Annotated in this window: 19 protein-coding genes; 10 read left to right on the forward strand and 9 right to left on the reverse strand. The window is 73.0% G+C overall.

Going from position 1 to position 20,446, the window contains the following annotated elements; genetic code table 11:
* Nucleotides 1-9 precede the first annotated feature (9 nt).
* The 7 genes from dbpA to BW996_RS07440 are packed head-to-tail and all read right to left on the reverse strand — an operon-like array spanning nucleotide 10 to nucleotide 9,590.
* Complete coding sequence (gene dbpA, locus BW996_RS07410; RefSeq protein WP_051631957.1) at nucleotides 10-1,434, reverse strand: ATP-dependent RNA helicase DbpA; 1,425 nt, start codon at nucleotides 1,432-1,434, stop codon at nucleotides 10-12.
* Nucleotides 1,435-1,460: 26 nt separating this feature from the next.
* Nucleotides 1,461-3,479, reverse strand: a complete 2,019-nt coding sequence (locus tag BW996_RS07415; RefSeq protein ID WP_081838123.1) for a S9 family peptidase — start codon at nucleotides 3,477-3,479, stop codon at nucleotides 1,461-1,463.
* Entirely contained in the window at nucleotides 3,479-4,273 is a 795-nt protein-coding gene (locus tag BW996_RS07420; protein ID WP_037482373.1) for an ABC transporter ATP-binding protein, read from the reverse strand. The genes BW996_RS07415 and BW996_RS07420 overlap by 1 nt, the downstream gene beginning before the upstream one ends.
* Before the next feature lie 30 nt (nucleotides 4,274-4,303).
* Nucleotides 4,304-5,386 (reverse strand): FecCD family ABC transporter permease, encoded by a 1,083-nt coding sequence (locus BW996_RS07425; RefSeq protein WP_081838124.1) that lies wholly within the window; start codon nucleotides 5,384-5,386, stop codon nucleotides 4,304-4,306.
* The gene (locus BW996_RS07430) at nucleotides 5,383-6,252 is read right to left on the reverse strand and encodes a heme/hemin ABC transporter substrate-binding protein (protein WP_037482304.1); all 870 of its coding nucleotides are present in this window, start codon (nucleotides 6,250-6,252) and stop codon (nucleotides 5,383-5,385) included. Before BW996_RS07430 ends, BW996_RS07425 begins: the two co-directional genes overlap by 4 nt.
* Nucleotides 6,249-7,346, reverse strand: coding sequence for a hemin-degrading factor (locus BW996_RS07435; protein ID WP_037482376.1), 1,098 nt, complete (start codon nucleotides 7,344-7,346; stop codon nucleotides 6,249-6,251). The genes BW996_RS07430 and BW996_RS07435 overlap by 4 nt, the downstream gene beginning before the upstream one ends.
* 21 nt (nucleotides 7,347-7,367) lie before the next feature.
* Nucleotides 7,368-9,590 carry a TonB-dependent hemoglobin/transferrin/lactoferrin family receptor gene (locus tag BW996_RS07440; RefSeq protein ID WP_051631959.1) on the reverse strand — a complete coding sequence of 741 codons (2,223 nt, stop codon included), beginning with the start codon at nucleotides 9,588-9,590 and terminating at the stop codon, nucleotides 7,368-7,370.
* A gap of 355 nt (nucleotides 9,591-9,945) precedes the next feature.
* Here BW996_RS07440 and BW996_RS07445 point away from each other — a divergent pair, with 355 nt between their 5' ends.
* A complete protein-coding gene (locus BW996_RS07445; RefSeq protein ID WP_139330789.1) occupies nucleotides 9,946-10,926 on the forward strand; it encodes a helix-turn-helix domain-containing protein in 981 nt (326 codons plus the stop codon).
* Between the two features lie 30 nt (nucleotides 10,927-10,956).
* Here BW996_RS07445 and BW996_RS07450 read toward each other — a convergent pair whose 3' ends face one another.
* Nucleotides 10,957-11,928 carry a Bug family tripartite tricarboxylate transporter substrate binding protein gene (locus tag BW996_RS07450; RefSeq protein WP_037482309.1) on the reverse strand — a complete coding sequence of 324 codons (972 nt, stop codon included), beginning with the start codon at nucleotides 11,926-11,928 and terminating at the stop codon, nucleotides 10,957-10,959.
* A 272-nt stretch (nucleotides 11,929-12,200) separates the two neighbouring features.
* On the opposite strand from BW996_RS07450, the gene BW996_RS07455 reads away from it, so the two are divergent.
* The 8 genes from BW996_RS07455 (at nucleotide 12,201) to BW996_RS07490 (ending at nucleotide 18,438) form a co-directional block, all read left to right on the forward strand.
* The gene (locus tag BW996_RS07455) at nucleotides 12,201-13,382 is read left to right on the forward strand and encodes an amine dehydrogenase large subunit (protein ID WP_037482311.1); all 1,182 of its coding nucleotides are present in this window, start codon (nucleotides 12,201-12,203) and stop codon (nucleotides 13,380-13,382) included.
* Nucleotide 13,383: 1 nt separating this feature from the next.
* Nucleotides 13,384-13,941: a MauE/DoxX family redox-associated membrane protein gene (locus BW996_RS07460; protein WP_037482314.1), complete on the forward strand. Its 558-nt coding sequence runs from the start codon at nucleotides 13,384-13,386 to the stop codon at nucleotides 13,939-13,941.
* A complete protein-coding gene (gene mauD / locus BW996_RS07465) occupies nucleotides 13,938-14,543 on the forward strand; it encodes a methylamine dehydrogenase accessory protein MauD (RefSeq protein WP_037482315.1) in 606 nt (201 codons plus the stop codon). Before BW996_RS07460 ends, mauD begins: the two co-directional genes overlap by 4 nt.
* Nucleotides 14,540-15,085: a methylamine dehydrogenase light chain gene (locus tag BW996_RS07470; RefSeq protein ID WP_037482317.1), complete on the forward strand. Its 546-nt coding sequence runs from the start codon at nucleotides 14,540-14,542 to the stop codon at nucleotides 15,083-15,085. The genes mauD and BW996_RS07470 overlap by 4 nt, the downstream gene beginning before the upstream one ends.
* A 50-nt stretch (nucleotides 15,086-15,135) precedes the next feature.
* Nucleotides 15,136-15,573, forward strand: a complete 438-nt coding sequence (locus tag BW996_RS07475) for a c-type cytochrome (protein WP_051631961.1) — start codon at nucleotides 15,136-15,138, stop codon at nucleotides 15,571-15,573.
* A complete protein-coding gene (locus BW996_RS07480; RefSeq protein WP_037482320.1) occupies nucleotides 15,570-16,001 on the forward strand; it encodes a c-type cytochrome in 432 nt (143 codons plus the stop codon). Before BW996_RS07475 ends, BW996_RS07480 begins: the two co-directional genes overlap by 4 nt.
* A 22-nt stretch (nucleotides 16,002-16,023) precedes the next feature.
* Entirely contained in the window at nucleotides 16,024-16,881 is an 858-nt protein-coding gene (locus BW996_RS07485) for a helix-turn-helix transcriptional regulator (RefSeq protein WP_037482321.1), read from the forward strand.
* Nucleotides 16,882-16,962: 81 nt separating this feature from the next.
* Nucleotides 16,963-18,438, forward strand: coding sequence for an aldehyde dehydrogenase family protein (locus tag BW996_RS07490; protein ID WP_081838127.1), 1,476 nt, complete (start codon nucleotides 16,963-16,965; stop codon nucleotides 18,436-18,438).
* Here BW996_RS07490 and BW996_RS07495 read toward each other — a convergent pair.
* Complete coding sequence (locus BW996_RS07495; RefSeq protein ID WP_037482324.1) at nucleotides 18,422-19,264, reverse strand: IclR family transcriptional regulator; 843 nt, start codon at nucleotides 19,262-19,264, stop codon at nucleotides 18,422-18,424. The two genes, BW996_RS07490 and BW996_RS07495, sit on opposite strands and share 17 nt — an antisense overlap.
* 186 nt (nucleotides 19,265-19,450) lie before the next feature.
* Here BW996_RS07495 and BW996_RS07500 point away from each other — a divergent pair, with 186 nt between their 5' ends.
* Nucleotides 19,451-20,422 (forward strand): MBL fold metallo-hydrolase, encoded by a 972-nt coding sequence (locus BW996_RS07500; RefSeq protein WP_037482326.1) that lies wholly within the window; start codon nucleotides 19,451-19,453, stop codon nucleotides 20,420-20,422.
* Nucleotides 20,423-20,446 lie beyond the last annotated feature (24 nt).

Below are 20,446 nucleotides of genomic sequence, written 5' to 3' on the forward strand. Positions count from 1 at the left end.
CCCGGCTCTTCAGAGCTGGCGCACCTTCACCGAGCGGCCCTTGACCTTGCCCGCGCTCAGGCCGCGCAGCGCCTGCGGCGCGATCTCGCGCGCCACCGCCACATAGGTGCTGAACTCGTTGATGCTGATCTTGCCGATCTGCGCGCCGCTCAGGCCCAGGTCCTTGGTCAGGGCGCCGAGCACGTCGCCGGCGCGGATCTTCTCCTTGCGCCCGCCCAGGATCTGCAGCGTCACCATCGGCGGCAGCAGCGGCGGGGCGTCCTCGGCGGCCTGCAAGCTCGCCAGCGGCAGCCACTCGAAGGTGCGGCCCTGGGCATGCTCGATGCGGCCGACGCGGCCCATCTCGTCCAGGCTGGCCAGACTGAGGGCCAGGCCGGTCTCGCCGGCGCGGCCGGTGCGCCCCACCCGGTGGGTGTGGACCTCCACCTCGGGGCTGATGTCCACATTGATCACCGCTTCGAGCTGGGCGATGTCCAGGCCGCGGGCGGCCACGTCGGTGGCCACCAGCACGCTGCAGCTGCGGTTGGCGAAGCGCACCAGCACCTGGTCGCGGTCGCGCTGGTCCAGGTCGCCATGCAGTTCGAGCGCCGAGATCCCCTGGGCCTGCAGCACCGCCACCAGATCGCGGCACTGCTGCTTGGTGTTGCAGAAGGCCAGCGTGCTCACCGGGCGGTGGTGCTTGAGCAGCAGGCTCGCCGCGTGCAGGCGCTGGGTCTCGGTGACCTCGATGAAGAGCTGGCGGATCTGATCGGGCGCGGGCGCCTCCTTCAGGGTCACGGTCTGCGGCTGGCGCATGAAGCGCGCGGCCAGGGCCTGCACGCCCTCGGGGTAGGTGGCCGAGAACATCAGCGTCTGGCGCTGCGCCGGGCAGTGCTTGAGCACCTGCTTGATCTCGTCGGCGAAGCCCATGTCGAGCATGCGATCGGCCTCGTCCAGCACCAGCGTGCCCAGCGCATCCAGCGCCAGGCTGCCCCGGTCCAGGTGGTCGAGCACCCGGCCGGGCGTGCCCACCACGATGTGCGCGCCATGCGAGAGGCTGACGAGCTGCGGCTGCACCGGCGAGCCGCCGCACAGCGTCAGCACCTTGATGTTGTCCTCGGCCCGGGCCAGGCGGCGCACCTCGCCGGCCACCTGGTCGGCCAGCTCGCGGGTGGGGCACAGCACCAGGGCCTGCACCGCGAAGCGGCGCGGGTTCAGGTTGGCCAGCAGCGGCAGCGTGAAGGCGGCCGTCTTGCCGCTGCCGGTCCTGGCCTGGGCGATCAGGTCACGGCCGGCCAGGCTCAGCGGCAGGCTGGCGGCCTGGATGGGCGTCATCCGCTCATAGCCGAGCGTCTGCAGATTGGCCAGCACGGCGGGCGACAGCGGCAGCTGGGCGAAGTCGCTGGCGGCCGGGGCGGCGGAGGGCGTGGGGAAGGCAGTGTTCGGTTCGGTCATGCGCGATTGTCGGTGCAGATGCGGCTTCAGCTGCCCGGACCGAGATGTTCGGCCAGGAAAGCCTCCTGCACGGCCAGGAACTGGCGCATCGGCCGCCCCATCACCCACTGGTGACCGACGCCAGGCTGCTCGACATGCTGCACCCGGCCGCCGCTGGCGCGCAGCGCCTCGGCCATGTCGCGGCTCTGCGAGGCAGGCACGACCCGATCGTCGGCACCGTGCACCAACAGCACCGGCACGCGGATGCGATCGGCCTGACGCAGCGGCGAGGCCTGGCGCAGCGCCTCGCGGTCGCCCCAGTAGCGGCCGATCATCCGCTCGGTGGCCGCCTCTCCGCCGATGAAGCGGCTGGCGTGAAGGATCAGGCCCGGCAGATCGGACACGCCGGCGAAGCTGATGGCGCAGCGGTAGCGCTGCGGCGCCTGGGCCGCGCCCATCAGCGCGGCATAGCCGCCATAGCTCGCGCCGGCGATGGCGATGCGATGCGGGTCGGCCAGCCCCTGGGCCACCGCCCAGTCGGCCGCGTCGCTCAGGTCGTCCTGCATCTCGCGGCCCCAGCGGCGCAGGCCCGCCAGCAGGAAGCTGCGACCGCGCCCGGTGGAACCGCGGAAGTTCACCTCCAGCACCGTGTGGCCGCGGCTGGCCAGGAACTCGCTCCACAGGTCGATCTCGTCGCCGCTCTCGGCCTGCGGGCCGCCATGGGGCATCAGCACCAGCGATCCCGGCACGGTGCGGCCGGGCGGGCGCGTCAGCAGCGCCTCGATGCGCAGGCCGTCGCGGGCGACGAACTCGACCGGGCGCTTGCCCACCAGATGCGCGGTCAGCCGGTCCGGATACTGCTGCAGCAGCAGCGTCAGCGCGGGCGCGTCGCCGCGCTCGCCCAGGTAGTACTCGCCGGGCTGGGTGCCGCCGCTGCTGTGCACCAGGTAGCGCAGGCCATCGGCACTGAAGGCGGTCAACCGGTTGAACCGCTCCGGCAGGGCTGCGTCGATCTCGCGGGCCAGCGCCTGCAGCGGTGCGTCCCACACACCGGCCGCTGCACCCAGCCGGCGGGCACGGCCGGACGACAGCACACCAGCCAGCGCGCTGCTGCCCGGGCGGTGCAGCGGCTCCCCCCCGAGGTCGAAGCCCGGCTGCGCCTGCAGCAGGCGCGGCTGCGGCGTCTCCTGATGCAGATCGACATCGAAGACCGCCATGTGATCCTGATGCTCGGCCAGCACCCTCAGCGTCCAGGGATCGTCGTCGAAGCCCAGCGGCTGCACCGCGTCGACTTCGGCACCCTCCAGCGCCCAGAGCGTGCGCCAACGCCCGCCGTCCGGATCGCAACCAAGAATCTCCAGGCGCCCGTCGACCTGGCGCCAGCCGATGCGCACCCGGTGCTGCGCATCGGTCATCCAGCGCAGCACCTGGCGCTGGGCCGGATGAACCTCGACGAAGCCGCCCTCGACCACATCCAGCCGCACCACCGCCGGCTCGGGCCGGTCCGGCACCGGCGGCCGCTCGACCAGCACATGGCGATCGTCTTCGGGCAGCAGGTCGACGATGCGGCCCTGGATCTGCGCATCGCTGCCCCCCTGGCTGGCCGGCGGGGTCAGCAGCTTCAGGCCGCTGCCGTCCGGGCGCACCGACAGCAGGCGCCATTCCTCGCGGCTCACCCCCTGGCGACGCATCAGCACCCGGGTCTGCACCAGCAGGCGATCGGGGCCGGACCAGGCAATGTGCGCCATCGCCACGCCGGGGAGCTGGCGCAGCACCAGCACCGGGCGGTCACCATCGACCGGGCGCGACACCAGCGCACTGACGCCATCCAGATGCACCAGTCCGGCGAGCTGGCGGCCATCGGGCGACAGCGCGAGCTGGCTCATGCGCGGCGGCTCGGCAAAGGCCGCCACAGGCAGCGGCTGCATGGCACCGGTCGCATCGGCAGCCCCCGCCCGGGTCGGCCACAGGCCGGGCGGCAGCATCGCGGCCACCCCCAGCGCGGTCATCCGGCCCAGACTGTCGCGTCGTGTCAGGCTCGGACCGCAGGAAAAGAAACGGCTCATCAGACGCTCCGGCGGTGACGGGCCGGCACCAGCGCCGGGCCGTCGGGCGTGTCGACGCGGTGGAAATCGATGCGGTAGAGCGCCTGCAGCGCCTGGCGCACCCGCTCGTCGCCGGCATCGGCGGGCAGATCGCGGATGCCGCCCTCCGGCCCGAGCAGCCACAGCCGCCCGAAATGGCCGAGCGCCAGCTGCACGTCATGCAGCACCGCCAGCAGCGCATGGCCGCGCATTCGGGCAAAGCCGGTGATCGCCTCCATCAGCTCGAGCTGCAGGCCGGGGTCGAGCGCGGCCAGCGGCTCGTCGACCAGCAGCAGTCCGGCCTCCACGTCCCAGAGCTGGGCGAAGACGCGCGCGAGCTGCACCCGCGCCTGCTCGCCGCCCGACAGGGTGTCGAAGCGCCGGCCCAGCAGGTGGCCGGCACAGGCCTGCGCCATCGCCTCGGCGACGATGTCTGCGCCCTGCGGGTCCGGGTCGAGCGCGGCGCGGCCGAGCGCGACCACCAGCTCCGCATTCAGCCCGAAGGCCACCGCGTGCGACTGCGGCAGCACCGCGCGCCGGCGCGCCAGCCCGGCCCCCGACCAGCCTGTCAGATCGCGACCCTCGAACCGGACCTGGCCCCCTTGCGGCGTCAGCTCGGCCGCGATCAGCCGCAGCAGCGTGGACTTGCCGACCCCGCTGGGGCCCAGCAGCGCGACACGCTCGCCGACCTCCAGCCGCAGATCAAGCGGCCCGAGGCGGCGCTCGGCCCCGATGCAGGCCTGCAGGCCGACGATTTCGAGAAGACACGGCGTCATCATCATCCTTGACATCACGGCGCCGGACATTCAGGCCACCCCGCCCTGGCGGCGCATCGCGCCGCGCAGCATCGCCACGAAGAAGGGCCCGCCCAGCAGCGCGGTGAAGATGCCCACCGGAATCTCGGCCGGCATCGCCAGCGTGCGCGCCAGGGTGTCGGCCAGCAGCAGCAGACCGGCGCCGATCAGCGGCGCCAGGACCAGCACCCGGCGCTGGTCGGAACCGGCCAGCGTGCGCGCCAGGTGCGGCGCGATCAGGCCGACGAAGCCGATCATGCCGCACCAGGCCACCGCCAGCGCGCACACCAGCGCCACCAGCACGATGACGCGTCCGCGCAGACGCTGCACCTCAATGCCGACATGCGCGGCCGCCACCTCGCCCAGGGCCAGCGCGTTGAGCGCCTGCGACAGCCGCAGCGCCTGCCAGAGCGCCGGCAGCATCACGGCGACGAACAGGCCTGCCAGCGCCCAGCTCGCGCCGGCCAGCGATCCCAGGGTCCAGAACGACAGGCTGCGCAGCTGCTCGTCGGTGGCCAGATAGGTGGCCAGCCCGATCAGCGAGGCCGCCACCGCATTGATCGCCAACCCGCACAGCAGCAGGCCGGCCACCGAGCCGGGCGTGATCCGGCGGGCCAGCCGGTCCAGCGCGAACACCACCAGCAGCGCGCCACAGAAGGCCGCCACCGGCAGCACATAAGGCCGCCAGGCCGGCGGCAGCGGCAGCTCGATGCCGGCGAACAGCACGATCACCATCGCCGCCGCGCAGGCCGCGCCGCTGCTGACGCCCAGCAGGCCGGGATCGGCCAGCGGATTGCGGAACAGCGCCTGCGTCAGTGCCCCGCCCAGCCCCAGGCCGGCGCCGACCAGCAGCGCGAAGACGATGCGCGGCAGCCGCAGGTGCCACAGCACATGGGCGCCCGCGCCCGGCGTCTCGGCGCCCAGCGGGGCCAGCCAGTCATCCAGCCCGACCGGCACCGCCCCGAAGCGCGCCGCCAGCAGCACCACCAGCCCCAGCGCGGCCGCCACCGCCCAGGGCAGCACCCGGCCGCGCAGACGCCACAACCCGTCCGACCGCACCGGGGACGAAGACGGGGGAGCCGGCAGCGCGCTCATGCCAGCGCTCGTCGCAGCGAGACATCGAGCTGGCGCAGCGCCTCGGGCAGGCGCGGGCCGAAGCCCAGCAGCAGCATCGTCTCCATCGCCACCACCCGGCCGGCACGAGCGGCCGGCGTCTCGGCCAGACCGGGCTGGCGCAGCAGCCCGGCCGCGCCACCGGCGGCCTTCAGGGCCGATTCGGTGGTCAGGATCAGGTCCGGCCGGGCCAGCAGCGCGCCCTCCGGGGTCAGCGGCTTGTAGCCGGAAAAGCCGGCGATGGCATTGTCGACGCCGGCATAGTCCAGCATCGCCTGCGCGGCGGTCTCGCGCCCGGCCACCATCATGCTGGCGTGCGACATCACGAACAGCACGCGCGGCGGCGGCGCCTTCGGCCGCGCGACGATGGCGCCGCGCACCTGGGTCCAGTCGCGCTGCAGCCGCTCGGCCAGCGCGGTGGCGCGGGCCGGCTGGCCCAGCAGCGCACCGACCTGGCGCACCCGCTCGACCACGCCCTCGAAGCGATGGCGCGAGGGCAGCATCTCCACCGCCACGCCGGCCGCCGCGATCTGGCGCAGCACCGCCGGCGGCCCGGCCTCGTCGGTGGCCAGCAGCCGGGTCGGCGCCAGCGACAGGATGCCCTCGGCCGACAGCGCGCGTGCATAGCCGATCGAAGGCAGCCGGCCCAGCGCGGCCGGAAAGGTCGAGGTGGTGTCGACGCCGACCAGCAGCGGCTGCAGCTCCAGCGCGCAGACCGTCTCGCTGAGCGCGCCGCCGGCACAGACCACCCGCTCGGCCGGACGCGCCGCACCCGCCCGCCCGGGCCACAGCGAGACTGCCGCCGCCGCCGCAGCCGTCAGCCCCAGCCACTGGCGACGCGCGTTCATGCCAGCGCCTCGGCTGCGGCCAGCGGCGGCAGCGCCGCCACCAGCGCCTGCCAGTCGGCGCGCTCCGGGCGGCCCGGCTTGCGCTCGCCGAAGAACATCGCCACGGTCTCGCCCGCGGCATCGAAGAGCTCGAGCGAATGCACCGGCCCGTCCTCGGTCGGCTTGCTCACCCACCAGGCGCTGGCGATGTGGTCCTCGCGCAGATGCAGGTTGAAGCCGGCGTCCAGCACATTCAGCCACGGCCCCATCACCGCGACGCGGTGCACCGGGCCGGTGTGGATCTGGATCATGCCGGGATTGCCGACGAAGACCATGATCGGCACGGCGGCGGCGGCGGCCTGCTCGAGCAGCTGGCGCGCCGCGCCCACCTCGACCGGCCGGGCAAACGCCGGCCCGGCCAGACGCAGCGCCTGGGTGCGCTGCAGCCCGAAGCGCCGCATCAGGCCGAAGAACTCGTGGGGGTCGCGCATGCCGGCCCAGGCCTGGCGCCAGGCGGCGACATCGACCTGTGCGTCCTCCCGCGCCGGCTCGGGCGCGGCGGGGGGCCGCGGCTGCAGCGCCGCCTCGGCCTGCGCGTCGGCATGACGCTCGACCAGCGCGGCGAAGGCCGCACGGTCGCTGTGCGGCTTCAGGAAGACCTTGTGGATCGCCACGCCCTGCGCGTCGAAGAACTGCAGGCTCTGCTGCAGCGTGCCGTCGGTCTGCGTCTCCTCGACCGCGAAGCCATGGGCCCAGCGGCCGTAGAACACCCGCAGGTCGATCTCGCCGCCCAGCACCAGCCCGACATGGCCCTGGCCCTGCACGCTGGCATGGCGGTAGACGCCGAGCTTCTCGTGCACGCAGGACGCGTTGCGCGTCAGCGCCATCACCTCGCCCAGCGGCTCCAGCGCAGCCACCAGCGCGGGCCAGTCGGGCCGCAGCCGGCGCGCGCGCATCGGCGACTCGGCCGGATCGAAGGCCTCGGCATGCGCAGCCACCAGGCAGCCTTCGGGCAGGCCCAGACGCTCGGCGATGTCGCGGTGGCGCGCCGGCTGGGGCGCGCGCCGGGCCTCGGCGAAGGCCTGGCGGATGGACGGAAGATTGGTCGGATTCATGGTGAGCACCATCAGGAAGGTTCAGAAGTCCGCCTGCAGCGCGAGCTGCGCGCTGCGGCCCGGCGCGGTGTAGCCGTCGATCACGCTGCTGCTGGCGGCCAGGCCGCGCACGTCGGACCAGCGCCAGTAGGTCCGGTCGGTCAGGTTCAGCACCGCGGCCTGCAGGCGCAGCGTCGGGCTGATCTGCCAGTGCCCGCGCAGGTCGAGCACCTCGGCGCGGCCGGGCGCGAACAGCGTCGCGCCATCGATGCGGCTGCGCGACTTGGCCGCCAGGTGCGTCCAGTGCAGGCCGGCGCTCCAGCGGCCGGCGTCATATTCGGCCGAGGCCTTGAGCTGCCAAGGATCGACCGAGTTCAGCGCCGAGCTGCTGCCCGCGCGGGTCTTGCTGCCCCGGGCGCCGGCCGCGGCCGCCTGCAGCTTCCACGGCCCCGCCGGATCCCAGCTCGCGCGCGCCTCGACGCCGCGAATGCGCGCCCGGTCGAGGTTGATCGACTGAAACACCGTCGGATTGGCCACCGTGCCGCTGCCGCTGACCGCGACCTGCTCGATGAAGTCGCGGTAGCGGTTGTCGAAGGCCGCCAGCTGCCAGCGCAGGGCCTGGGCCTGGCCACGCAGGCCCAGCTCGATGCCGCGCGAGCGCTCCGGCCGCAGCGCCGCATTGCCCACCGTGGTGTAGCCCGAAGCCGGGTTGCTGAAGCCGCTGTTGACCTGATCCGGCTCGGGCGAGCGGAAACCCGTGGCCCACTGCGCATAGGGCTGCAGCGCCGGGTCCAGGCGCCAGACCGCTCCCAGGCGCGGCGACCAGGCGCTGCCGCTCAGCGCCGTCACGCTGCCGCTGTAGCCCTCGGCCGACGGATCGAGCCGATAGCGGTCATGGCGCAGGCCCGGCATCCAGGTGATGTCGCCGGTCTCGATCTCGCTCTGCACGAAGGCGCCCAGCAGGGTGTGATCGGTGTCGGGGAAGGGCCGCGCCGGGAAGGTCTCGCCGGCGGGCGGCACCATGCCGTCGCGCAGCGCGGTGATGCGGGTGCGGCTGAGATCGACGCCGAAGCTGATGCGCTGCGGCATCTCGCCCCCCGTCTGGATGCGGCCTTCGCTGCTCAGGCCCACGGCCCGCTCGCGATAGCGGTTGTCGCGGGTGCGATCGGCCAGCGTGGCGCGGTCCTCGGCGCTGTACTGGCGCGTCTCGGCCTGCTGCAGGTGCACGCGGGTGTCGAGCTCCGTCAGGCCGGTGGTCCCACCGGTGCGCAGCTGATGGCCCAGGCTCAGGCGGTCGCGGTCGGTGTGGTCGCGGGTGGTGGTCGACAGCGAGCTGCTGCTGACGGCGCTGAGCACCTGGGTGTCGACCTGGCGGCGGCGCGACTCCAGCGCCGCCTCCCAGCGCTGGCTGGCGACCAGCTCGCCGTCCATCTTCAGCAGCGCACTGGTGCTGCGCACGTCGGCCGGGTTCGGCGTGGTGCGGTTGACCGTGGCCGTGTCGTTGCGGCCCTGGTTGTCGAGCTCGTGGCCACGGCGATGGGTCAGCGCCACCAGGCCGCGCAGCTGCGGCGTGCCGGCGGCCACCGCGGCGGTCAGCATGCCGGACGAATCGGCGCTGTCGGCGCCCAGACGCACGAAGCCGCCCAGTCCGCGCGCACCACGCTCGCCGCGCAGCAGATCCTGCGGCGCGAGGGTGCGCAGCACCAGCGCGCCGGCCAGGCCGTCGCTGCCCAGCTGCGCCGAGGTCGGCCCGCGCAGGATCTCGGCCGAGGCCAGCAGCTCCGGCTCGATGAAGTCGCCCCGGCCGGTCACGAAGGGCCCGAAGCTGAAGCTCTGCGGCAGCCGCACGCCGTCGAGCAGCATCAGCACCTGATTGCCCTCCAGACCGCGGATGTTGATGCCGGCATTGCCCGCGCGCCCGGTGCCCGAGCCCGCGGCGGTGAACCGCCCGGGCTGCTGCTGCACCGACACCCCGACCTCGTCGGCGACCAGCCCCTTGAGATCACGGGCCTGACGACGGGCGATCGCCTCGGCATCCTGCACGGTAGCGGTGAAGGGCAGCTCGTCGGCCTCCAGATCGGTGCGGCTGCCGGTGATGGTGATCTTGGGCAGCGTCGCGGCAGCAGCGGCCTCGGCGCTCGCAGTGGCGCCAGCGGCGACGGACTGGGCCACGCCGGGCAGCGGCAGCGCCAAGGCCAGACTCAGCGCGAGCAGCCGGGGCTCGAAGGCGCCGGCACGGTCAGTCGGGGTCTTGTCAGGAGACATCGTTCGTCGGGCAGGATGAAGGTCGTCGGGACCGGCATCTGGCGGGCGAGCGGTGTCTGGCTGGCTCGATGCGAGGGCTGAGGAAAAGAAACGAAAGGGGCGCCGCAGCGGCGCGTGGATCGATCAGTGGATCGAAATGTAATGCGAATTGATCTCATTAGCAAGTAGATCAATGCATTTGATCAGCCGGGCAGATCCCGATGGTCATGCCACCGACACCGGCGCAGCATGACGACCGCCTGGAACGGCGCAGTCCGGCACGGCCCGCCATTTGCTTGCCTGCGGATATCGCCCGCGCCCACGCGCCTTCTTCCTGCCCTGATGCACCGCCATGGTGTCTTTTCTGCCCCTGCCGATGACCGGACCGACCATCCGCCAGCACTGCAGCCATGACCTCGACGAGCATGTCGAGCACCTCGACGGCTGGCAGCTGCGCTATGAGCAGCTCGGCCGCGGCCGCTTCGAAGGTCGCTTCGCCGAGGTGCGGCTGGACGGGCTGCAGGTCTTTCGCGAGCACACCAGCCAGCCGGTGCGCCAGCGCGGCACGCTGATGCCCGCCACGCTCGGCTTCGCCTTCGTCGATGCCGAGGGCGAGATCGGCAACGGCGCCTACGACGGCCACCCGATCGGCCCGGAGGAGCTGCTGTGCAGCCATGACGGCGACATCGACCTGCGCACGCCGCCGGACTGCTGCCTCACCGGTCTGGTCGTCGACGCGGCGGTGCTGCGCATGCAGCTCGGTGAGAGCGCCGACGCGGATCTGGCCGCGCTGCCCCCCGGACGCATCGCGCCGCTGCTGCCGGCCGGCTCGGCCGGACTGCGGCTGCGCCGCGGCGTGCATCGGGTGCTGGCGGCGGCGCTCGACGCGCACGACGGGGCGGCGCGCCTGCCCGACGCGGCTGACCGCCTCGAGCTGCTCGAGGCGCTGGCCGAGGTGATCCGCTGCGGCCAGGTCCCTGACGAGACGCTGCGCGGGCGCGCTCGCCTGGAGCTGGTCAACCGCACCTGCGCGCTGATGCTCGAGCAGCTGCACACGGTCGATCCGCAGGACACGCCGACGCTGGAGACGCTGGCCCGGCAGATTGGTACCAGCGCCCGCACGCTGGGCTATGCCTTCCAGTCGGTGCTGGGCCTGTCACCGATGCAGTACCTGCGCACGCTGCGCTTCAACCTGGTGCGCGGCGAGCTGCGCCGCAGCCGCCAGCGCGAGAGCATCTACGACATCGCCACCCGGCATGGCTTCTGGCACTTCGGCCATTTCTCGGTCGACTACCGGCGCCAGTTCGGCGAGCGGCCCTCGGACACGCTGGCACGGGTCAGGCCGATGGACAACTGAGCCGCGCCCGCCGGTGGGCGGGGCTCGGACTCACTCCGGCTCGATCCTGGCGGCGCGTACCACCCGGCCCCAGTGCTGGATCTCGTCGGCCAGCAGCTTCGCCTGCTCGGCAGGCTGGCTGGCACGGGCCTTGACACCCAGCTCGCGCAGCCGCTCGACCACCGCCGGCTGCGCCAGCGCCTGGGTGGCAGCAGCACGGAGGCGCTCGATCGCGGCCGCGGGCGTGCCTGCCGGCGCGGCCAGCGCGTTCCAGCTGTCGACGCTGTAGTCGGCCACGCCCTGCTCGATGACGGTGGGCACCTCGGGCAGGCTGGCGAAGCGCTGCGTGCCGGTCACCGCCAGCAGCCGGATCGTGCCGGCCTTGAGCTGCGGCAGCAGCGGGCTGAGGATCTCGAAGGCGACATCGATCTCGCCGGTGCGCAGCGCGTTGATCACCGCCGGCGAGCCCTTGTAGGGAACCACCAGCGCGTCGATGCCGGTGCGGGCCTTGAACAGCTCGGCGCTCAGGTGCTGGGTGCTGCCCACCGCGATCGTGCCGATGGTCAGCCGGCCCGGCTGGCTGCGGGCGTGGGCGAGCAGCTCCTTCAGCGTGCCCTGGCGCGAGTTCGCCGGCACCGCCAGCCCCAGCTCGAAGAAACCCAGCGTGGTGATCGGCAGCAGCTGACGCTGCACGTCGAAGGGCAGCTTGCGCACCAGATGCACGCTCACCGCGGTGGCGTTGCTCATCAGGAGCAGCGTGTGGCCGTCGGGCGGCGCGCCCAGCACCGCCTGGGTGGCGACGATGCCGCCCGCGCCGGGGCGGTTGTCGATCACCACCGGCTGGCCCAGCAGCGGCGCCATCGCCTGGCCGACGGTGCGCGCGGTGACATCGGCCACGCCGCCTGGGGCGAAGGGCAGGATCAGCGTGACCGGGCGCGAGGGAAAGTCGCTGGCGCGGGCGGCGGGGAGCCACGGCGCGAGCGCGCCGGCGGCCAGGATCTGGCGGCGGGAAAGGCGGTTCAAGGTCTGTCTCCGAAGAAGGAATGTTCTGTGCGGATCGATTGTCACCAGCCGCAGCCGGGCAGGCCAGCCGCGCCGCGCACTGTCAGCTATCGCATTCCGGCATGACCGGGCCGATCGCTCTGCGGGATCTCCCCGGGGCCTGTCCATCGCGAATCCTCGCGATGTCGCAGGCCAGCACCCGCGCCGGCGCTTGCAAGAACGGGATAACGCGCCGGGCAGGCGCTCCCTAGCATCGACCTCGTCGGGCTGCAAGCCTGCCCAGGAGATGATTCATGACCCTCGTCAGACCCCTCGCAAGAAGTCCGGTCGCCGCGCGCGCCGGCCAGGTGGCAGCCGCCGCGCTGCTGGCCTGCACCGGCCTGGCCCAGGCCGAGCTGCCGGTCGAGCAGCTGCGCACCGAGCCGCTCGCGCCGGCCACGGCCGAGCGCATCTACCTGACCGATCCGGTCATGCCGCACCTGGTCGACGGCCGGGTGCTGGTGATCGACGGCCAGAAGATGAAGAAGCTGGCGGTGATCGGCTCGGGCTTCTCGGGCCTGACCGCGCTCTCGCCCGACCGCCAGTGGCTGTATGTGGCCACGACCTACCACAGCCGGCTGCAGCGCGGCGAGCGCACCGACGTGGTCGAGGTCTACCGCACCGATGACCTGAGCTTCTCGCACGAGATCGTCATCCCGCCGAAGCATGTGCAGGGCTTGATGATCAGGGCGCTGATGCAGCCCAGCGCCGACGGCCGCTTCCTGCTGATCCAGAACGCCACGCCCGCGACCTCGGTCACGGTGCTGGACACCCAGACGCGCCAGGTGACGGCGGAGATCGCCAATCCGGGCTGCTGGGGCGCCATTCCATGGCCGACGGCCAGCCTGCGCTTCTCCAGCATCTGCGGCGACGGCACGGTGCAGACCTTCGACCTGGACGCAGCCGGCGCCAGCGCGGGGTCGAGCCGCAGCGTGCGCTTCTTCGACCCGGACAAGGACCCGGTCTTCATGCACTACAGCCTGAGCGGCAGCACCATGACGATGCTGAGCTTCCACGGCACGGTGCACCGCATCACGCTCGACGGAAACGCGCCCAGCTTCGCGCCGACCTGGAACTTCGTGTCCGACGCCGACCGCAAGCAGGGCTGGCGGCCGGGCGGCTTCCAGCTCTTCGAGGTGGTCGGCGAGCGGCTGGTCGTGGGCATGCACGCCAAGGGCTTCGAGGGCACGCACAAGAACCCGGCCGAGCAGCTCTGGACGGTCGATCTGGCCGCGAAGCAGCGCGTGGCGCGCACGCCGGGCTTCGGCACGCTGTCGATGACCCGCACCCGCGAGGCCGCGCCGAAGCTGGTGCTGCTCAGCGGCCTGGACAACACGCTGCGGGTGCTCGATCCGGCCCGTCCGGCCTCGATGCGCAAGCCGCTGAAGGCCTCCGAGCCGATGGGCGAGACGCCGGTCTACCTGGAGACGCACTGAGATGGGCGCAGACCTTCTTCCTGCGCTCGACCCGGTGATCGGCCACACCGCGGCGGCCAGCGTCGGCGCGCTGCTGCTGACCGGCGCGCTGGCCAAGCTGCGTGACGTGGCGCTGTTTCGCGCCACGCTCGACAACTACCGGCTGCTGCCCGATGCGGCGCTGGGCGCCGCCACCATCGCGCTGCCGCTGGCCGAGCTGGCCGCCGGCGCGCTGATCCTGCCCGCCGCCAGCCGCGCGGCCGGCGCGCTGCTGGCCCTGGCGCTGCTCGCGCTGGTGACCGGCGCGGTGGCCTGGCGGCTGACGCGCGGCGGCGGCCCGATCGACTGCGGCTGCGGCGGCAGCACCGAGGTGCCGCTCTCCGGCGGCCTGATCGCCCGCAACGCGGTGCTGATGCTGCTGACGCTGCTGGCCGCGCTGCCGGCGATGGATCGCCCCACCGTCTGGCTCGATGCGCTGGCCACCGTGCTGGCGACGCTGTTCTTCCTGGGCCTGTACCAGACCGCCAACCTCTGGCTGGCCCACCACCCCAAGCTGCTCGAACTGAGGAACGCCCCATGACCGACGCCCTCGTCATTTCCAACATCGTCCTGTGGGTAGCCGTGCTGGCCCTGCTGGTGGCGGTGATCGCCCTGTCGCGCCAGATCGGCATCCTGTACGAGCGCATCGCGCCGATGGGCGCGCTGATGATGGACACCGGCCCGAAGGTCGGCGAGGCCGCGCCGGTCTTCGACCTGCCCAGCCTGGGCGGCGGCCACGTCGCGGTCGGCGCGCCGGCCGCGCGGGCCACGCTGCTGTTCTTCCTGTCGCCGACCTGCCCGGTGTGCAAGAAGCTGCTGCCGGTGCTGCAGTCCATCCACGCCGCCGAGTCGCGCACGCTGGATCTCGTCTTCGCCTCCGACGGCGAGATGCCCGAGCATGCCGAGTTCCGCCAGCGCGCCGGCCTGGGCGCCTTCCCCTATGTGCTCTCGGCCGAGCTGGGCATGAGCTGGCGCATCAGCAAGCTGCCCTACGCGGTGCTGATCGACGAGCGCGGCATCGTGCGCGGCAAGGGCCTGGTCAATTCCCGCGAACAGATCGAGAGCCTGCTGACCGCCCGTGACCTGGGCCTGGTCTCGGTGCAGGACTACATGGACCGCAAGATCGCCAAGGAGATCGCATGACATCGCTCTGGAACTGGCTGGACCGCGCCGCCGAGCGCCGCGCCCGCCGCCTCGCTCAGACCACCTCGCGCCGCAGCGTGCTCGTCGGCGTCGGCCGGGCGCTGGTCGCCTCGGCCTTCACGCTGCCGGTGCTGCCCTTCGATCGCACCGGCCAGGCGCTGGCCGCCGGCGCCCACGGCGCTGGCGCCAAGAAGAAGGGCCCGCCCACCGACACCGACTGCGACTACTGGCGCTACTGCTCGGTCGACGGCTTCCTGTGCTCGTGCTGCGGCGGCTCGGCCACCAGCTGCCCGCCCGGCAGCACCGCCTCCAAGGTGGCCTGGGTCGGCACCTGCCTGAACCCGGCCGACGGCAAGAACTACCTCGTCAGCTACACCGACTGCTGCGGCCGCACGCCCTGCGGCTCGTGCTTCTGCAACACCAACCACGGCGACCGCCCCGGCTACCGCCTGGGCGTGCACAACGACGTGAACTGGTGCATGGCCAACGACAGCTCGGTCTATCACTGCACCGTCTCCGTCATCGTCGGGGTGGCGGACTGATGCGGGCGCGCGCTTTCCCTTGCGGATCCGGGCGCGCGCTGGCGGGCGCCGTGCTGGCCGCCGTGCTGGCCGGGCCCGTCGCGGCACAGACCGCCACGCCGGCCGCACGCGGCGCCGAGATCTTCGCCAGCGTCTGCTTCGCCTGCCACGGCGCGCAGGGCCAGGGCACCGCCGGCATCGCGCCGGCGCTGGCCGGGCCGCTCTCGCCGGCGCTGGCGCGCCCCGAAGGGCGTGGCTACGTGCTGCGGGTGCTGCTGCACGGCCTGAGCGGGCGCATCGTCTCGCAGGGCCAGACCTTCGTCGGTGCGATGCCCTCGCAGGCGGCGCTCTCCGATGCCGATCTGGTCGCCCTCGGCACCCATCTGACCGCGCTCAACGGCCAGACGGGCGCGCCCTTCGATGCCGCCGAGGTCGCCACGGCCCGGGCCGAATCGCCCGCCCCCTCGCACAAGGCGCTGCGCGAGCTGCGCGCCCGGGTGATGCCATGAAGCGGATGCTGCTGTGCTGCATGGCGCTGGTGCTGGCGGCCTCGGCCCGCGCCGGCTCGCCCGAGGCGCAGACGCGCCTGCAGTACCTGCAGCACTGCATGGGCTGCCATCTGGAGGATGGCAGCGGCGCGCCCGAGCGCGGCGTACCCTCGATGCGCGGCCAGCTCGGGCGCTTCCTGTCGGTGCCCGGCGGGCGCGAGTTCATCGTCCAGGTGCCGGGCGTGATGAACTCCGGCCTGTCGGACGCCGACATCGCCCGGCTGATGAACTGGCTGCTGCCGCGCCTCTCGGCCGAGACGCTGCCCGCCGGCACCGCGCCCTACACCGAGGCGGAGATCGCCCGGCTGCGCACCACCCGGCCGCTGGACGTGCCGGCGGCGCGCCAGGCGCTGGTCGATCTGCTGCAAACCCGGGCTGCGGCGCGCTGACACCCGCCCCTACACTGCGGGCATGATGTGCGCCGCCCCTGCCCCCGACGCTGCCGCCGACCTCGGAGCGGAGCTGCTGCGCCTGCAGCGGCTCTGGCGCGAGCGGCTGCTGGGCGGGGCGGGCGCGACCCGCTGGCGGCCCGGCCGCGAGATCGCCGCCGAGCTGCTGCTGCACCTCGACGACGAAGCCGCCTGCTGGCATCTGGCCGCCGACTGGCTGCGCGATCTGCTCGATGCCGACCGGGTCGATGCCGGTCCGGGCGGCTTCATCGATGCCGCGGGCAGCGCGCGCGGCTATCTGCCCCAGGCCGAGGTCCAGCGTGAGCCAGGACTGCTGCCGACGGTGATGGGGCTGCGCTTCGATGCCGCCGATCCCGGCCTGCAGGCGGTCTGGCGCTGCCCGGGCAGCCTGCCCATGCGCGAAGTCGCCCAGGAACGCACGATGAGCGCAGCGCTGCGCGAGCGCATGCTGGCGCAGGGCACACGCGCCAAGCTCGCGCTGCCGCTGCGCGCGGGCACGCAGGCGATAGGCCTGCTGTGCGCCGACTGGCGCCAGCCCGATCCGCGCTGGAGCGACAGCACCTGCCAGCAGCTCGGCGACTGGGCCGCGCAGGCGCTGGGCCCGCTGCTGGCCGAGGCGCGGCGCCTGGCCCGCCATCCCGTCGATGCGGAGCATCCGGCGCTGCCGGTGCTGACGCCCGCCGAGCTGCGGGTGGCGCGGCTGGTCGCACGCGGGCTGAGCTACAAGGAAATCGCCCGCCAGCTTGACCGCTCGGTGGCGACGATCGACCACCAGACCCGCCGGCTGCGCGAGAAGTTCGGCGTGCATTCCAACGCGCGGCTGATGCCGCTGCTGGATCGGGCCGGGTTTTCCCGCTGACGAATCCTCGCGATGGTCGCGCGGGGTGTGCGCTCCGACACTGCCGGCGATCCCGAACGACATCGCCGCAGGAGACTCCCGATGAGCACGCCCCCCCTGACCCGCCCGCCCCGCCAGATCGCCCCGACCCTGGCCAACCTCGTCGCCGGCCAGCCGGTCCACAGCCCCGAGACCTTCGCCTCCATCTCGCCCTCGACCGGGGAGGTGCTGGCGCAGGTGCCCGTTAGCACGCCCGAGCAGATCGATGCGGCGGTGGCGGCAGCCCGCGCGGCGCAGCCGGCCTGGGCGGCGCTGCCGGACGCCGAGCGGGCCGCGGTGCTGAACCGCGTCGCCGACCTGCTGAAGGAACATGCGGCGCTGCTGGCCGACTGGATCGCCCGCGAGCAGGGCAAGCCGCTGGGCGGCGTCGGCCCCGACCAGGTGCCGGGCGCGCGCTTCGAGGTCTGGGCCTGCGAGGGCTGGACCCGCGCCACCGCCGCGCTCTCGCTCGGCACCGAGGTGGTGTTCGAGGACGAGACGCGCCGCGACGAGCTGCAGCGCCTGCCCCACGGCGTCATCGCCGCGATCGCGCCGTGGAACTGGCCGCTGATGATCGCCATCTGGCAGATCGTGCCGGCGCTGCGCACCGGCAACACCGTCGTCATCAAGCCCTCGGAATACACGCCGGCGGGCACGCTGGAGATGGTGCGGCTGATCTCGGCGGCGCTGCCGCCGGGCGTGCTCAACACCGTCAGCGGCGCCGGCCCCGTCGGCGCGCGCCTGGCCGCGCATCCGCAGGTCGACAAGGTGCTGTTCACCGGCTCGGGCCCGACCGGCGAGCGCATCGCCGCCCAGGCCGCCACGCGGCTGATGCCCGTCACGCTGGAGCTGGGCGGCAACGACGCCGCCATCGTGCTGCCCGACGCCGACCCGGACACGATCGCGCCCGGCCTGTTCTGGGGCGCCTTCCTGAACATGGGCCAGACCTGCGCCTGCATCAAGCGGCTCTACGTGCCCGATTCCCTGCATGACGCGCTCGTCGAGCGGCTGCGCGCGCTGGCCGAGGCGCTGCCGATGGGCGACCCGCTGGCCGAGGGCACCGCGATGGGCCCGGTGCAGAACCGCATGCAGCTCGACAAGATCGGCCGGCTGCTGCGGCTGGCGCGCGAGGCCGGCGCCACGGTGGTCTGCGGCGGCGAGCCGCAGCCCGGCCCGGGCCTGTTCCATCCGCTGACGATCGTGACCGGCCTGAAGGACGGCGACGCGCTGGTCGACGAAGAGCAGTTCGGCCCGGTGCTGCCGGTGATCCGCTACCGCGACGGCGATCTGGACGGCGTGGTGGCCTCGGCCAACCGGCTCGACCTGGGGTTGGGCGCCTCGGTCTGGGGACGCGACGCGGCCACGCTGCGCGCGGTGGCCGAGCGGCTGGAGGCCGGCACCGTCTGGATCAACCAGCACGGCAGGGTCCACCCGATGGTGCCCTTCGGCGGGCACAAGCGTTCGGGCTCGGGCGTGGAGTTCGGCCTGGAGGGCCTGCGCTCGCTCACCCGCACCCGCGTGATCAGCCTGTGCAAGTGAAGCCCGCGGGCTGACCCGGCCCGCCCAGGCGCGCCGAGATCTCGGCCGCCGCCTCGCGCACCGCCCGCGCCGCGGCCGAACCCCAGTCGGCCGACAGCCGGTCCTGGTGGTCCAGCGCGGTGATGACCACCGCCGGCTGGCCCTCGTGGTCCAGCGCCGGCGCGCTGAAGGCGTTCACGCCCGGAATCGGCCGGCCGTGGGCGCGGCCCAGGCCGTGCTCGGCCATCTCGCGGCGCGCGCTGGCCAGCTCGGCCTCGACCTCGGCGGCGGGCGCCAGCGCCACCGCGCTCTCGCCCAGCGGCCCGACGCCGAAGGCCAGCACCTCGTGCACCCGCTCCGGCGGCAGCACGCCCGCGAAGGCCCGCCCGGTCGCGGTGCCCAGCACCGACATCACCGTGCCCACGCGCATCGCCACATGCAGCGGCTGGCGCGCCTCGTGCAGCCGCACCACCGTCGGCCCCAGATTGCCCCAGACCGCCAGCGCCACCGCGTGGCCGGTCGCGCGCGCCAGCTCCTCGGCCACCGGCTGCGCCGCGCGCAAGGGATCGAGCTGGTGCAGGCAGGCCAGGCCGAGCTGCAGCGCCGCTGGCCCCAGCGCATAGCGCCCGCTCAGCGCATCCTGCTCGATCAGCCGCAGCCGCCCGAAGCTGACCAGATACGGGTGCGCGCGCGAGGCCGGCAGCCCCGCCTGCGCCGCCAGATCCTTCAGCGACATCGGCCCGGGGCTGCGCGACAGGGCCAGCAGCAGCCGCCCGCCCACCTCGACCGACTGCACCGCACGCTGGCCGCGCTCCTCGTCGTCGCCGTCCTTGTCCTGTCTCGACATCGTGTCGTCTCTCCTTCGTCGGCATGGATTGGAACCGATGTGGGCCGTGGCCGGCATCGCATTCTCGTTTGTACCTAGGCAATTCATTTGCCAATGGCGAATCATCACCCTACACTGCCGCCCAGCGATTGCAAACAGCAAATCAGTTCGCCAATAGCAAACTTTCAGCCCCACAAGGTCCCCGCGATGAACACCCCGACGAAGAAGTTCGCCTCCCAGGCCGATCTCGAGGAGAAGAAGGTCACCTTCGAGCAGATCTCCGAGCACGCCTGGGCCTACACCGCCGAGGGCGACCCCAACACCGGCGTCATCATTGGCGATGACGCGGTGCTGGTGGCCGACACCCAGGCCACCCCGGCGATGGCCGCCGACGTGATCCGCCGCATCCGCGAGGTCACCGACAAGCCGATCAAGTACGTCGTCATGACGCACTACCACGCGGTGCGGGTGCTGGGCGCCAGCGCCTACATGGCCGAGGGCGGCCAGCAGATCCTCGCCAGCCAGGACACCTACGACCTGATCGTCGAGCGCGGCGAGTTCGACAAGGCCAGCGAGATCGGCCGCTTCCCGCGCCTGTTCCGCAATGTCGAGACGGTGCCCGCCGGCCTGACCTGGCCGACGATGACCTTCAGCGGCAAGATGACGCTGTGGCTGGGCAAGCTCGAAGTGCAGCTGCTGCAGCTCGGCCGCGGCCACACCAAGGGCGACACCGTGGTGTGGCTGCCGGGCGAGAAGACACTGCTGTCGGGCGATCTGGTCGAGTTCGATGCCACGCCCTACGCCGGCGACGCCTACTTCCAGGACTGGCCCGGCACGCTGGACAACATCGCGCGGCTGCAGCCCACGCAGCTCGTGCCCGGCCGCGGCCCGGCGCTGAAAGGCGCCGAGCAGGTGCAGCAGGGCCTGACGGTAACGCGCGACTTCATCCGCGACGTCTGGGCGAGCGTCAAGGCCGGGGCCGACGCGGGGCGCGACCTCAACGCGGTCTACCGCGAGACCTACGCCGCGCTGCAGCCCAAATACGGCCGCTGGGTCATCTTCGACCACTGCATGCCCTTCGACGTGACCCGCGCCTACGACGAGGCCACGCAATACCCCGATCCGCGCATCTGGACCGCCGAGCGCGACATCGAGATGTGGAAGACGCTGGAAGGCTGAGCGCCCGCACCGCTCGACGCCCCA

Source organism: Sphaerotilus natans (assembly GCF_900156335.1).
Classification (GTDB): Bacteria; Pseudomonadota; Gammaproteobacteria; order Burkholderiales; family Burkholderiaceae_C; genus Sphaerotilus; species Sphaerotilus natans.